The sequence below is a fragment of the Candidatus Chlorohelix allophototropha genome (assembly GCF_030389965.1).
Lineage (GTDB): Bacteria > Chloroflexota > Chloroflexia > Chloroheliales > Chloroheliaceae > Chlorohelix > Chlorohelix allophototropha.
This window is the reverse complement of record NZ_CP128399.1, coordinates 1,090,819-1,105,253: the sequence shown is the minus strand read 5'-3', so window position 1 is coordinate 1,105,253 and position 14,435 is coordinate 1,090,819. Positions and strand designations below refer to the sequence as shown.

At 47.7% G+C, this 14,435-nt stretch carries 11 protein-coding genes; 10 read left to right on the top strand and 1 reads right to left on the bottom strand.

The window, feature by feature from the left end:
• Positions 1-17 precede the first annotated feature (17 nt).
• The 10 genes from OZ401_RS04645 (at position 18) to OZ401_RS04600 (ending at position 12,483) form a co-directional block, all read left to right on the top strand.
• Positions 18-1,322, top strand: a complete 1,305-nt coding sequence (locus OZ401_RS04645) for a dihydrolipoamide acetyltransferase family protein (protein WP_341469541.1) — start codon at positions 18-20, stop codon at positions 1,320-1,322.
• 168 nt (positions 1,323-1,490) lie between these two features.
• A complete protein-coding gene (locus tag OZ401_RS04640) occupies positions 1,491-2,492 on the top strand; it encodes a Yip1 family protein (protein WP_341469540.1) in 1,002 nt (333 codons plus the stop codon).
• Positions 2,493-2,507: 15 nt separating this feature from the next.
• On the top strand, positions 2,508-4,271 hold the full coding sequence (gene recJ, locus OZ401_RS04635; protein ID WP_341469539.1) for a single-stranded-DNA-specific exonuclease RecJ: 1,764 nt from the start codon (positions 2,508-2,510) through the stop codon (positions 4,269-4,271).
• A 219-nt stretch (positions 4,272-4,490) separates the two neighbouring features.
• On the top strand, positions 4,491-5,669 hold the full coding sequence (gene bchI / locus OZ401_RS04630; RefSeq protein WP_341469538.1) for a magnesium chelatase ATPase subunit I: 1,179 nt from the start codon (positions 4,491-4,493) through the stop codon (positions 5,667-5,669).
• A gap of 562 nt (positions 5,670-6,231) precedes the next feature.
• On the top strand, positions 6,232-7,032 hold the full coding sequence (gene rpsB / locus OZ401_RS04625; protein WP_425607610.1) for a 30S ribosomal protein S2: 801 nt from the start codon (positions 6,232-6,234) through the stop codon (positions 7,030-7,032).
• A 79-nt stretch (positions 7,033-7,111) separates the two neighbouring features.
• Entirely contained in the window at positions 7,112-7,648 is a 537-nt protein-coding gene (tsf, locus tag OZ401_RS04620; RefSeq protein WP_341469537.1) for a translation elongation factor Ts, read from the top strand.
• 234 nt (positions 7,649-7,882) lie between these two features.
• On the top strand, positions 7,883-8,596 hold the full coding sequence (pyrH, locus tag OZ401_RS04615; RefSeq protein WP_341469536.1) for a UMP kinase: 714 nt from the start codon (positions 7,883-7,885) through the stop codon (positions 8,594-8,596).
• Positions 8,597-8,655: 59 nt separating this feature from the next.
• Complete coding sequence (gene frr / locus OZ401_RS04610) at positions 8,656-9,213, top strand: ribosome recycling factor (protein WP_341469535.1); 558 nt, start codon at positions 8,656-8,658, stop codon at positions 9,211-9,213.
• Positions 9,214-9,248: 35 nt separating this feature from the next.
• Positions 9,249-10,034 carry an undecaprenyl pyrophosphate synthase gene (gene uppS / locus OZ401_RS04605; RefSeq protein WP_341469534.1) on the top strand — a complete coding sequence of 262 codons (786 nt, stop codon included), beginning with the start codon at positions 9,249-9,251 and terminating at the stop codon, positions 10,032-10,034.
• 142 nt (positions 10,035-10,176) lie between these two features.
• The gene (locus tag OZ401_RS04600; RefSeq protein ID WP_341469533.1) at positions 10,177-12,483 is read left to right on the top strand and encodes a xanthine dehydrogenase family protein molybdopterin-binding subunit; all 2,307 of its coding nucleotides are present in this window, start codon (positions 10,177-10,179) and stop codon (positions 12,481-12,483) included.
• A gap of 59 nt (positions 12,484-12,542) precedes the next feature.
• On the opposite strand, the gene OZ401_RS04595 is transcribed toward OZ401_RS04600, so the two are convergent.
• Positions 12,543-13,769 (bottom strand): glycosyltransferase family 9 protein, encoded by a 1,227-nt coding sequence (locus OZ401_RS04595; RefSeq protein ID WP_341469532.1) that lies wholly within the window; start codon positions 13,767-13,769, stop codon positions 12,543-12,545.
• Positions 13,770-14,435: the final 666 nt, after the last annotated feature.

The following is a 14,435-nucleotide window of genomic DNA, read 5'->3' as shown; positions in this document are numbered from 1 at the left end:
AAGTAGGGGAGTGAAAAATGGTTGATGTAATAATGCCGCGCTTGAGCGATACCATGAAAGAAGGGGCTATCGCCACTTGGCATAAAAAACCGGGCGATGAAATAAAAAAGGGTGATGTGCTGGCAGATATCGAAACCGATAAAGCTACTATGGACTTGGAAGCCTTTGATAATGGCGTGCTGGAACAAATCTTGGTGCAACCCGGCGAAACTGTACTAATTGGTACAGTTGTAGCCACGATTCGCAAAGCTGGCGAAACTGCTTCGGCTACTCCGCGTGTGGCTGTTGCCCCCACAACTATTCCAGAACCAGCGGTGGCGGCAGTAAGTGCAGCGGTGCAAGCGGCAGCAACTCAGGTTCAGGTAGCCTCAACCCCCGTTGGTGCTGCTAGTTCGGGCAGAGTCAAGGCTTCTCCGCTGGCGCGAAACCTCGCCTCCACCTATCAGCTTGATTTGCATGCGATTGCCGGGAGTGGTCCCGGTGGTCGAATCCTGCGCGATGATGTAGAAGGGGCGCACCACAAAGGTAATGGTTATGCTATAGCTGCCCCCGAAACGTCGGTTGTGGCAGTTAATGCAGCGGTGCAATCAGTCGTTACACAGGTTCAGGCAATTGCTTCTACTCCAAGTGGCGATGAGGTAGAGATTATTACTCCTACTATGATGCAAACCACTGTAGCGCGCCGACTTACCGAGTCTAAGCAACAAGTACCGCACTTCTACGTCTCTACCGAAGTAGATATGACCGAAGCGGTAAAGCTACGCGAGCAATTGAACTCGAAGTTAGGCGAGGGTGGAGTCAAAATCAGCTTTAACGACCTAGTTGTGAAAGCATCTGCTATAGCCTTGGAACGGATACCCGAAGCAAATACATGGTACAAGGACGGCAAATTTTATCGCAATAAGCGGGTAAACGTTGGTTTCGCGGTGGATGTTCCTAATGGTTTGGTGGTACCCGTGATTCGTGACGCTAATATCAAAGGGGTGCGAAGCTTGGCAAAAGAAGCCAAAGCTTTGATTGAAAAAGCCCGTAGTGGGAAACTACGCCCCGAAGATTATCAAGGCGGTACTTTCTCAATCTCGAACCTCGGCATGTTCAATGTGACGCAATTCCAAGCGGTCATCAATCCGCCCGAAAGCGCAATTCTGGCAGTCGGCGCGATTATCGAGAAACCGGTAGTGGTAAATCATGAAATAGCGGTGCGTCATCGCATGAGCCTGACGCTCTCCGCCGACCATCGCGTGCTGTACGGCGCAACGGTGGCGCGCTTTTTGGGACAACTCCAAACCTTGCTGGAGAACCCTTTTGAGTTATTAGGATAAACGTCACTTGGCTACTCATAGGTCAAACCCCGCTTTTTACGATAGGCGGGGTTTTATTTACGTTGTAATAAGAACAAAAGTGCTTTTGTCTGCGTCAGTACAAAAGCTATGCTATAATAGCGCCGATTAACTTAGCAATCATAACTAAAGGTACAGGTTTTTGTTTAAATGAATAAGGTATTAGATGAATTCAGAAATGGTACACCTGAGGTACTATGCCCTGAATGTCGTGAGCTTAACCCGATAGATGATGAAAAGTGCTTTAATTGTGAGACTGAACTGCTAAAACCTGTGTCTCTCTGGCACAACTTTGTAGATGTAATTATTCGACCGCTGGTGGCAATGCGGCGTATTGCTGCTACAATCCCTTACTGGCAAGGCGCGTTTTTATATTTCCTGTTAATAGCGCTTGTAGCTTTGTCGCAGGTTGTTAGCCTTTTGAGTTATGGACAAAATGTGCTGGACAATAAAATCCAGTTGAGCCGCTATCAAGTGGTTCAGGTACTGGATGACCGAAATGGTGAAGTGCCACTTAGCACAGATCAGCGAAATGCGCTGACTAATCCTTCAGATGCAACCTTAAAACTAACCGATGCCCAGAATGCAGAACTGAATGATGTTGATGACCAGCGCATACGCTTAACCGACAAGCAATTTCTCTATCTGCGAGATAACACCGATTCCAACTTAAAACTCAATGACAAGCAGATCGAGTTAAACACCCCTCAACCTGATCAAATTCCAAATATTGATTCCAGTTTTATCGGTTCCTTCCTGATTAATGCGATAATTCGGGTTGCTTTCACGGCGGTTTTTGCAATGGCGCTTTCGGTAGTAGCACGTCTCTTTTACAAAGAAGAGTCCCGCACTAACTTCAAGAGCCTATTCGCTATTGCAACCTTCGCACAGGTCAACCTGTTAATATTGGGGCTTCTATATTTAATTCCTATTGGGATACCTAACCTGCTTTCAATTTTGCATGATCCCGGTTTTAGTCGGGGCGATGTCAATATCTACGTTATACTCATCCAGTTTGCGCCTTTGTTTTACCAACTATTCCTACTAATTACCGGAGTTCATTTCAGCATGAAGCTGAATTGGAACCGAAGCGCGCTGGTGGTCTTGATTCCTGCTTTATTATTGAAGGTATTCTTACAAGTTCCGTTTTAGTAGGGAGTTTGAAGGATGTCGCAAGCGGATATTCCTGAATCTGGCGATCCTTCATCTACCCTAAAGGGCAGACGTGAGCGCATCTGGGTTATGCCCAATCCGATTCCGAGCGAATTTCTTGATAGAGTCTCCGAATCAGGATATGGCGCGCTCATCGCCCAACTCTTATATAACCGCAATCTTCGCACCCCCGAAGCGATTGAATATTTTTTCAATGCCGACTATTCCCGTTTAGCTGACCCTTACCTGATAAAAGATATGGATAGGGCAGTAAAGCGCATCCAACAGGCGCTATCTGCCCATGAAACTCTCGCTATTTACGGAGATTTCGACGCAGACGGTGTAACTGCCTGTAGCCTTTTGGTGCAATATTTCAGGTCGTTGGGAGTTGAAGTTATACCGCGTATTCCGCACCGGGTTGATGAGGGTTACGGTTTGAATCCGCCTGCCCTTACCCGTTTGCACGAACAGGGTGTTACCCTTGTTATTACGGTAGATTGCGGCGTTAGCAATGTGGCAGAGGTTGCGTTTGCCAGTGGACTCGGCATGGATATTATTGTAACAGACCACCACCGCCCCCCCGACCCATTACCGCAAGCCTATGCCATTCTCAATGTCAGGCAGGAAGGTTGCCAGTACCCTTATAAGGGGGTAGCGGGTGTAGGAATGGCTTTCCATTTGGTTAGGGCATTAAGTAAAGCTGGTATCAAAGGTAATGGGCTAAAGCCGAGCGACCTGCTTGATTTGGTCGCGCTTGGCACTGTGGCGGATATATCTCCACTAAACGGTGAAAACAGAGTGTTGGTTGCTAGCGGTTTGAGGGCTTTAAACCGCACCTCTCGCCCAGGTATTATTGCGTTGATTGATGCCGCAGGCTTAAAGCAAGGAGAACTTGAAGCGAGTTCCATTGGATTTGGGCTAGCTCCTCGTATAAACGCTGCCGGACGGGTGGATGATGCGATTCTGGCGTATCAGTTACTTCTAACCGACTCGTTATCGGAAGCCCGCGAACTGGCTAACCAGCTAAATTCCAAAAACCGTGAGCGTCAGGATATGCTAAGTACCGTACTGGAGGAAGCACGTTATCAGGTAGCGGAGAAAAGGCTGGCTGAGAAAAATAAACTGATGCTGCTCAGTGGTACTAACTGGCAAGCCGGAATCGTGGGGTTGGTAGCCGGTCGTCTTTGTGAGGAATATTCTCGCCCGGTAGTGGTGGTCGAGCGTAGCGGTGAGCATTGTAAGGGGTCGGCGCGAAGCATCTACGCTTTTAATATAATTGAGGCTCTAAGCGAGTGTAGCGATTTGCTCGAACGCTTCGGCGGGCATCGTCAGGCTGCCGGGTTCACGGTAGCAGCTTCAAACTTAGCCGAGTTGGAAAGTCGCTTATATAAAATTGCCGACAGAATGACCGACTCTGACTTGCAACCGCGCTTGCTGGTGGATGCAATCATTGAACCTGACCAAATTATGTCTGCCTATACTGAGAGTCGCTTATTAGCGCCGTTTGGAAGCGAAAACTTGCAACCGCTCTATGCCTGTACCGGACTGAAGGTGCGGGAGGCACGCCCAGTGGGTATTGATGGTTCACACTTGCGTTTGAAATTGTTCAATCCGCATAACATGAAAACGCTTGAGGGCATTGCTTTTCGGGCGGGTTGGCGTGCGGTGGACATGAAACCGGGAAAACTCATCGATGTTGCGTTCAATTTAGATCAAAATATGTGGCATGGGCAGAAACGGCTTGAAGTATATATAAAAGATATGCGATTCTCTGCCTAAAGATGAAAAAACTGGTAGCGTGGCGCCATAATTTCATGGATTTTTAATAGTAATTTACCGAAATTCTGTAACAATTACGCCTTTAGCCTCAAATTGTAGTACGTAATCTGGCAAAAATTGGTTGAGTTAGTAACAAGTGCTACACCCTAACTACAAGATGTAGCATATAATTAATCAGAAACCGATTGTGGAATATTTAATCGAAACAGGAAGAATTCAATGTCTGAACTCACCGAACTCACGATTGAACCCGAAGAATTAGAGCTTGCACCTGTAATCAATGGGAATAGCCCTGCTGGCAAGGGTACAAAAGGCAAAGCTGATACTCAAGTAGAAGCCTCTTATGTTTACCCATTTACCGCAATCGTAGGGCAGGAAGAAATGAAGTTATCCTTACTGCTCAACGTTATTGACCCCCGAATCAGTGGTGTTATGATTATGGGGCATCGCGGTACCGGTAAAAGCACGATCGTGCGTGCGCTTGCCGATTTGCTCCCTCGTATCAAAATAATAAACAACTGTATGTATAGTTGTGATCCAGATACCACTAAACGTGGTGGTCTTTGTCGCGATTGCCGCGACAAACTCGCTCGTGGTCAAAAATTGACCGGGCATATAGCCCCTGTTCCTGTAGTTGACTTGCCCTTAGGCGCTACCGAAGATCGTGTTTGCGGCACAATTGATATTGAAAAGGCGCTTAGCCAAGGCGTTAAAGCCTTTGAGCCTGGATTGCTGGCGCGGGCAAACCGTGGCTTCTTGTATATTGACGAAGTTAACCTTTTGGAAGATCATTTGGTTGACGTGCTGCTGGACGTAGCGGCAGGCGGTGTGAACGTAGTAGAGCGCGAAGGTATCAGTGTACGCCATCCTGCTCGTTTCGTGCTGGTAGGTAGCGGTAACCCTGAAGAAGGCGATTTGCGCCCGCAATTGCTCGACCGTTTTGGTTTGCACGCCCGCATCGTCACGATTCTTGACCTTGAGCAACGTGTCGAAATCGTAAAGCGCCGCCACACCTTCGAGATGAATCCTGCTGAGTTTATGGCTGAATATGACCCACAGCAGGAAGCTTTACGGCGCAAGATAAAAGAAGCGCAACGCTTGCTACCGAAAGTTGAATTGCCGCACGAAATCTTGATAAAAATCGCCGAATTATGCCTTGCTCTGAATATTGACGGGCATCGTGGTGAATTGACTATTGCTCGCACTGCTACCGCATTAGCAGCTTTCAATCACAAGAAAGCGGTTACTGTGGAAGATGTTAGGCAGATTGCGACGCTGTCCTTGCGCCATCGTCTCCGCAAAGACCCTCTCGACAATACCGATAGCGGTGTTAAGATTGAGCAGGCGGTTGAGAAAGTTTTAGGTCCAGTACCGGTCAAAAAATCTGCTAAGAAGTAGAATACAGGATTTCCAGTATCATGTTGTAAGCGCGGCTGCCGAAATTGAGGCAGCCGTTTCTTATTACTCCCACAAACTTGGTTTTAATTTTTGCGCTATACACGAACATCCAGAAAAGAGAATCCGATAAAGGTATAGTTAGTGATAGTTCAGCAGGGCGGTTGCAAGTTCGGAAAGGGGGTGGGTTCATCCCTTTCAGGGCACAGGCAGGCAGTGGAACGCTTGCCGGGGTCGCAAGAGATGTTTGAACTCACCCTACTCGCACATGATATTATATACACCGCAAAGCAAGCTGAATTGCATTATGCCAACTCTCTATGCTATAATCTCTTGCGGCAAATTTATTGCCAAAATAATAATAAGCACGCTCTCTGACCGTGTGATTCGTGTCCTTCGGGATTATCGCCGGGTTGACGAGAGCGGAAGAAAACGAATTTAGAAAGGAATATCCCATTCAATGGTAACTACCGCTAATCCGGGCGCTACTCCTGCGCCTGAAATTGTCCCATCTGCGCCACGCCCGCTTGCTACTATCCAGAAGGGCATGACCGTTCCTCAGATAATGCGTGCATTGCTGGAATCAGGTGTACACTTTGGACATCAGACCAAACGCTGGAACCCAAAGATGCGCCAATACATCTTCACCGAACGCAACGGAATTCATATCATCGACTTAGGTCAATCTGTTTCAGGTTTGGAAGATGCGGCTGCTTTCGTGCAGGAATTGGCGGCTCAAGGTGGACGACTGTTGTTCGTAGGAACCAAGAAGCAAGCTCAGGATACCGTGGCTGAAGAGGCAAAACGTTGTGGACAGTATTTTGCCAATAAGCGGTGGCCCGGTGGTTTGCTCACCAACTTTGTCACCATTCGCCAACGCTTGCGCTACCTTGCCGAACTGGAAGCTCGCGAAACTCGTGGTGAATTTGAGCAATTACCAAAGCGAGAAGCTAAGAAGCTCACTGAAGAGAAGACCAAGCTAAACGATGTATTGGGCGGTATCAAGAGCCTATACGATCTGCCTAATGCGATTTTTGTGGTTGATCCTCACAAAGAGCGCATTGCTATGCTTGAGGCGCTACGGTTGGAAATTCCGGTAATTGCTATTACCGATACCAACTGCAACCCGGACGAAATCGATTATGTCATTCCGGGTAACGACGACGCTATTCGCTCAGTCAAAATTATTACTGCATACTTAGCAGATGCCTACATTGAAGGGGCACAGCGCCGCGCACAGGTGCTGCAAGACCAGTTGATGGATGAAGCGGCTGAACGCGCCAGCCGACATTCTGATCGCAAAGAAGAAGATGAGGGTAGCGGTGGCGATGGCGAACGTCAGCGCCCACAGCGTCGCCGACGCTAGTATCTGATTGTGCAAGGCTAACGCTGAACGGCAAACTCCCGCTCAGCGTTCTTTAAGATAAAATTAAGGAGATATAAAAGTGGAAATTTCGGCTCAGCAGGTAAAACAACTTCGCGAAGAAACAAATGCCGGTATCCTAGATTGTAAAAAAGCTCTGCAAGAAACAAATGGCGACTTTGCTGCTGCGAAGAAATGGCTGGACGAGCGTGGTTTGCGCAAAGCGGAGAAAGTAACCGGGCGGGAAGCTAAACAAGGTCTTATTGAAACCTATATTCATACCGGTCGCATAGGCGCTATGGTTGAGCTGAATTGCGAAACCGACTTTGTAGCGCGTACCGAGGACTTCCAGAAGCTCGCAAAAGATATTGCCCAGCATATCGTAGGTGTTGACCCTCGCTATATCAGTGTTGAGGATGTTCCGGCTGAAGTCGTTGCGGATATGCAAAGTCAGCTCGGCGAAAACCTCGATAAGTGGTATGAGGGGGTAGTGTTACTAAAGCAGCCTTTTATCCGCGATGGTAAAATCTCAATTTCAGATATGATCCAGCAAGCCAAAGGCAAGTTGGGTGAGAACATCGTGGTGCGCCGCTTTACTCGCTTCGAGCTAGGCAAGTAATAAAATTTCGTGAGGCTAGCACTCAGGCTACATAACCTCTCGGTTTAGAATCTAAAAACGCTAGGCTTATACACTCCTAGCGTTTTTTGCTATAAATCTTAAGATGTTATAAGAGTCATTCTAAGCTAAAATTACTACCCTTATGGTGCATATATAGGGTATAATAGGCGGTAGCCCTGAAGGCGCAGCAGCAATAATATTTTACTGAATAATATTGTATAGAGAAAGGCGCTAATGTCCACTCCAGTTTACAAAAGGGTTCTGCTCAAATTGAGCGGGGAAGCCCTGATGGGTGAGCAGCGTTACGGCATTGACCCCAAAGTAGCCCAAGCTCTGGCTTACAAAATCAAAACAATTTATGAAATGAAAGTAGAAGTGGCAATTGTAGTTGGCGGCGGCAATATTTGGCGCGGCTTCCAAGCTTCTACCAGCGGAATGGATCGCAGCACTGCCGATTACATGGGAATGCTTGCCACTGTATTTAATGCATTGGCTTTACAAGACTCGCTTGAACGTATTGGTGTGGTGACACGGGTAATGACTGCTCTTCAGATGCACCAAGTAGCCGAACCTTATATCAGAAGGCGTGCAATACGTCACCTTGAGAAGGGTCGTGTCGTTATATTAGCAGGGGGTAGTGGTAACCCGTATTTTACTACCGATACTACCGCCGCTCTGCGTTCTATGGAAATAAACGCTGATGTCATCATAATGCAGAAGAATGAAGTTGACGGTGTTTATGACGATGACCCTCGCAATAATCCCAACGCTCGCAAGTTTGAAGAGCTATCCTATATGGATGCTATCAATATGGGCTTGCGGGTAATGGATGTTACGGCGTTATCGCTTTGTATGGAAAATAAAATGCCAATCATTGTGTTGAACCTAGATGATGGCAACTTTGAAAAAGCAATGTTGGGTCACAAGATCGGAACGCTGGTAAGGTAAGCCGATCCGGTTCTGTTTTCAGGGTAGCAAACAGAAAAACTTATAGGAAGGGTTTTGTTATGGTAGATGAAATAATTGCCGAAGCTGAGAATCAGATGAAAAAGGCGATTGAGGCTCTCAAGCTGCAAATGCAAAATATCCGCACAGGGCGTGCCGCTCCCGGACTTATTGAAAAGCTTCAGGTCGAATATTATGGGGTTAATACACCCTTGCAGCAACTTGCCACAATCACTGCTCAAGAAGCGCGGTTGCTGGTGGTACAGCCTTTCGATAAAGGGTCGTTTAGCGCAATCGAGAAAGCTATCCAGAAATCAGATCTGGGCTTAAATCCTGCTAACGATGGCAAGGTTATTCGCGTACCGTTCCCGCCTCTCACCGAAGAACGCCGTAAGGATTTGGTCAAAGTGGCGAAGAATAAAATTGAAGATGGTAAAGTTTCTATCCGTAATATCAGACGCGCTCACAATGATGATCTCAAGGAAATGCTGAAAGAGAAAATGATTGGTGAAGACGATGAAAAGCGCGGTCAGGAAAAGATTGAACAACTTACCACCCGCTACATCCACGAAGCGGATGAAGTAGGACATCACAAAGAAAAAGAAATACTCGAAGTTTAAATTTTAGCAGTACTACAGAGGTAAATTTCACAAGGATGAGTAGAGTAAAAATTGTGGAAGCCGTGTCTGCCACCACTCCGGTTGTAGCATTGGACCCAGATATAGACCCTCGTTTTATCCCGGTTCATGTCGCTATAGTGATGGATGGGAATGGTCGTTGGGCGAAGCAACGCAGCTTACCACGAATCGCCGGGCATCGGGCAGGCGCAGAAAATATAAGGCGCATCGTTGAAGCATGTGTTCGCTTTGGCGTAAAACACCTGACTCTTTATGCCTTCAGTACTGAGAATTGGAACAGACCGGAAGATGAAGTGCGCGGTTTGATGACTATTCTCGGTGAAGTGATAGAAAGAGAAACTCCTAAATTGCACGCCGAAGGGGTTAAGGTGTGCCACTTGGGACGCTTAGATCGTATGCCCCGCCACCTTTTGCGGGCGATTGAACGCGCCACCGAGAAAACCCGCCATAATTCTCGCCTTACTCTGAATGTTTGCTTTAATTATGGGGGGCGTGGTGAGATTGTTGATGCGGTGCGCAAGATAGTGCAATCCGGCGTTCCGGCTGAGCAAATTGACGAGGCGTTAATCGGGCGTTTCCTTTATTCTACTGGTAGCCCCGACCCTGACTTAATTATCCGCACTGCCGGGGAACAGCGCCTCAGCAACTTTCTGATTTGGCAAGCCGCTTATAGCGAATACTGGTTTACCAACCTTTTCTGGCCCGAATTGGGTAAAGATGAGTTCAAGCAGGCTTTGATCGACTACAGTCAGCGCGTCCGCAAATTCGGTAAAACCGCCGACCAGCTAGAACAGAATCATTAGTAATCGCTAACTGATATTGTAGATTATGCGGCGATGGGATTTAACCCATCGCTTTTTTGCATCTCTGGTATAATCAGGTTACAAATTGCTTGGAGTTAAACCGTAACAATATTTAAAAATCCCATTAAGAAAGGAATAAAAAGTGACCGATACTATAAATTCTGATCTTTTTAAAGTGGTTGGGCATGATGCCTTGCGCAAAGATGGCGAGGGGAAACTTACCGGGGAGACTCGTTTTGCCGGGGATTTGGTTTTGCCCGGTATGTTGCATGCTCGCCTTGTAACCAGCCGTTATGCCCACGCTCGTATTAATAGCATAGATATTTCTGAAGCCTTGAAAGTTCCAGGCGTGTTCAAGGTTATAATCGCCGCAGATTTACCGATTGTGCAGGAGAGCAGCGAGTCACGAAGACGTAACCCGCTGGCAAAAGACGAAGTGATATTTTACGGGCAGCCTATTGCGGTAGTGCTGGGTGAAACAGAAGCGGCAGCGCTTGATGGGGTAGATCAAGTTTTTGTGGATTATGACCCCCTCCCGGTGGTTAGCTCAATGGAAGAGGCGCTGAAACCAAACGCGATGAACGTGCGTTCCCGTGAGGCGCATGGAGCAGATGCGGATGCCCAGATGCATGCCACTGTCGAAACCAAAGATCAAGACGTGGGCTTCAAGCTACCGCACAATGTCAGTAACCATATCCATTTCAAACGAGGCGATGTTGAAAGTGGGTTTTCGGAAGCCGCTGCGATTGTAGAAAATACTTACACCGTACCGATGATACATCAAAGCTATATTGAGCCACAATCGTGCCTTGCTGAACCTACTACCGGAGGCGGAATCACGCTCTATACCAGCACCCAAGCGGCTTTCATCGCCCGTCAAGAAGTCGCTGCCGCACTCAATATGCCACTAAACAAAGTAAAAATTGTGGTAACTACTATTGGAGGTGCGTTTGGAGGCAAGTTTGTATTGATTGAACCGTTTACGGCAGCACTGGCAAAAGTCGCTCGCCGCCCGGTGCGTCTGGTATTTTACCGAATGGAAGACCTCACCGCCGGAAACCCATCTTTTAACGGCAAAATCGAGCTTAAAATAGGCGCACGTGCCAATGGTACACTATCCGCTCTCAAAGCAAAAGTGTATTTTGAAACGGGGGCTTATCCCGGCACTGCTCTCGGTATAGCAGGGATTGTGTTGGCGGGCTATTATCGGGTAGATAATTTTGACATTGAATGTTTTGAAGTGCTTACCCATAAAACCGGAGTGGGGGCATACCGCGCTCCCGGCTCGCCCCAAACCACCTTCGCACTGGAGTCTGCTATAGATGCGTTGGCACGTGCTATGAATCGTGACTTATTAGAATTTCGGCTTCAGAACTGCATCATAGAAGGCGACATCATGGTGAACGGCAAACCAATGCCGCGAATCGGTCTAAAAGAATGTATGGAGCAACTATCTAAGCATCCTCTTTGGTTAAACCGTGATAAAGTTGCGCCCGGTGAGGGTATCGGAGTTGCGATTGGCGGGTGGCCCGGTGGGCTTGAGCCTGCAAGTAGCACCTGCCGCCTTGACCATGATGGAAATATTACTGTTACCACCGGAGTAGCGGATATCAGCGGGGTTACAACCAGTTTGGGTTTGATTGCGGCTGAGGTGTTGGGCTTACAGACAGAGCATGTGACGGTGGAAAACGTCGATACCAGCAGCGCACCCTACGCCGGAGCCAGCGGTGGCAGCAAAACTCTCTACACCGTAGGCGCGGCAGTGCTGAAAGCAGCGCAAGATGCCAAAGAGCAGATTCTCAACATCGCTTCTTCACTACTGGAGGCAAATCCGCAAGACCTTGAACTGCAAGATGGTAAGGTTTCGGTAAAGGGTGTCACCAGCAAATCGGTAACTTTAAAGGAAATAGCTGCTAAAAGCATGAGTTTTGGCGGGCGCTTTGAGCCTGTTTTCGGGCGAGGCAACAGCGCGATTGTGCGAAATGCGCCCGGTTTCACCGCACACTTGGCTAGAGTTCGGGTTGATAGTGAAACGGGCGAGGTTGAAGTGCTGGATTATGTCGCAGTGCAGGATGTGGGTAAAGCAATTAACCCGGCGGAAGTACACGGACAGATTCACGGAGGCGTGACTCAGGGTTTAGGTTGGGCGCTCTATGAGCAAATGGTCTATGATGAAGAAGGAACTTTGATAAACGGCAGCTTGATGGATTATGCGCTTCAAAGTGCGCCGCAAGTACCAAATATCGAGGTACAATTGATAGAAATTCCTTCTCCTGACGGACCTTTTGGGGCAAAAGGCGTAGGTGAGCCGCCCATCGTACCGGGTGGAGCGACCATTTGTAATGCCATTTATGCCGCAACCGGAGTGCGGATAAACGAAATCCCTGCCGTTCCAGAGCGTGTGCGTGCCGCCATTATTTCTGGCGCACAGGACAAAATTACCCACTAATTTACAGCTTCTTTCAGGCAAGGGGTTTAAGCCCCTTGTCTTTCTTGTATCAGGGGAGATTATAGAAAATGGGCTACTTCGTCCAGCACCTGTGTAACTTTGATAGTGCGCATACAGTAGCCGCCTTTCCAGCAAATACGATTTGGGTCAAGCACACCGCATGGACAGCATGGCAGGTCTATTTCGGTTCGCACCATCCGGTGCTTTTGAGGGTCGCCCCACGGACCGAATATCTGAGGATCAGTGGGACCGAAGAGGTGGAGGGTGGATGCGCCCATTGCTACCGCCAAATGCATAGGACCGCTATCCAGCCCGATTACAAGTTGGCTGCGCTCAAATAGGGCGGCTAGTTTGCCCCAACTATCGCCAGAATCCCAGCGAATGGGTTGGCTCTGGCAGTGGCGCAGGATATTTTTTACCAGTATAGACTCTTTCTCTCCACCTACCAGCACAACTTTTACATCGTATTTGTGGCTAATCGCATCTGCTACTCCTGCAAAGCCTTCCACCGTCCACAACTTGAGAGTTGCTCCACTGCCGGGATGGATTACCACCAGCTTGTCATTACGTTCTAATCCCATTTCAGAGAGTATCAAGTTTACATAACGCTTTTCTTCGGGAGAAGGGTAAAATTTAAGGCGGGCATCGAAACCCTCTGAGGATAATTTTACTCTATAAGAGTCGAGCAGAAATTGAGCCAGCGAAAGACTTAGGGCAGAGAAATGTTGCGGTGGTTGACCAAAAGGGGTAAATAATTCTGGCAATTCTGAGTGACGCATTGAGAGGCGGTAATTCAGAAAAGCCCGCGATTCATCCCACTCGAAACCAAAGCGGGCGGGAATATCTGAGAGATACGCCAGTAATGCGCCCCACCAGAAATCATAGCGCATATTTAGAACAGCATCATAACCCTCACGCCGCAAAACCCGTGATTGTTGGAGCGCCAGTAAATAAGGGGCTAACGGGTTTGTGGCGGGTTGACGACTGAACCCCGGAAAAGGGAGTCGAACCAGTTTGTCAATATCAGGGTTGCCCACCAACGAAGGCGCACCCCAAGGTCCCACCAATGCTGTAATTTCAGTATCCGGTAACGCTTGCCGCAATAAGTGCAGGGCAGGAGTGGTAAGCAATACATCGCCTAGATGGTCGGGGCGTATCACCAGTAACTTACGGGGCGGTTTAGTCAGATTGGGGTGAGTAGAGCGATAAAGGAGTGTTGGGCGTGCTGCAATTTTCATTGTATTGAGCATTGTGTGTCGCAATACGCCTTTAAGCAACCGCTTCATCTTTTTCGCCACCCTTTTCTGTTTCCAGTACTACTACCATATCTGTGGAGTTTACATCTTACCAGAGCCTATCCGCTTTGTACAACTATTAATCAGGGCATTGCAAGAAACGTTTTTAGGGTGTAACTCCCTGCTCTCACCATATAAAAGGGAAAATGATTCATCTCAGACTGGCTTTGTAACTGTACCCCCTTCCGATTTTGCACTGTCATGAATTTAGCACTCCGACGTTAAACCCTTTCTAGAAGTGCTTGTTTAACTATAGAAAATGGGTTGTCAAATCATATCCGGCAACTGTAGAAAACCGCATCGAGCTTTGCGTGTAGCCATCAAAAGATTGCGGCTATTTTGGCTATAGCAATCACCTAAAATAACCAATAATCAACCCATGTTCTTAATAAAAGTTTATAAAAAAGTATTGTAATGCCCAAATTAAACATGATAGAATACACTGTTAGGCAAGTAACAAGAAATTGGGTATTACCTCAACAAGCTTTGCACAAGAATATTCTGGTTAATGGGGGCTTCTTGTCATAGCTGTGCTTAACAAACCACTTCTTCGTCCTATGGGCTACCCTAAGCGCTGGTCTTAGATACTCAGGCGCTGCCGGATTTGGGCGAATACAATCTGAAAGGTAATTGTATGTTATCGCATTCACATTTTGG